Source organism: Photobacterium sp. R1 (genome assembly GCF_054600795.1).
In genome coordinates, this window is the sequence record NZ_BAAHZP010000239.1 from 1 (window position 1) to 355 (window position 355).

Annotated in this window: 1 protein-coding gene; it reads left to right on the forward strand. The window is 51.5% G+C overall.

Going from position 1 to position 355, the window contains the following annotated elements; all coding sequences use genetic code 11:
* The first annotated feature begins 5 nt into the window (after positions 1-5).
* On the forward strand, positions 6-353 hold the full coding sequence (locus ACYP03_RS24850; protein ID WP_459782503.1) for a DUF2753 family protein: 348 nt from the start codon (positions 6-8) through the stop codon (positions 351-353).
* The last annotated feature ends 2 nt before the right edge of the window (positions 354-355 follow it).

Genomic DNA, 355 nt, shown 5'->3' on the forward strand with positions numbered 1-355 from the left:
TTGCGCTGTCTGAATCACAGCAACTTGAACCTGTCGATGGGAGTCTGGATGAGCTGGAAGAATTACTCGCCATTAAAGTGACGGCCTGTCACAACATGGCCAGTTTTTGGCGAAAGCAGGGGGACGGCGATTACGAGCTCAAATACCTACAACTGGCATCCGAGCAGATCATGGCGCTGATTCCGCAATGCCCGAACCGTGACTGCGAAGCTTTCATCAGCTCTTTGGGTTGCTGTAAATCAGCGCTGATCGATTTTCTCAAACGCCACCCTAACCCCAAAGTGGCAAAACAGGTGGCGCATATCACCACCAGCAACCAGTGTGAGCTTATTGCCAGGTTCCGCTTACAATGAGC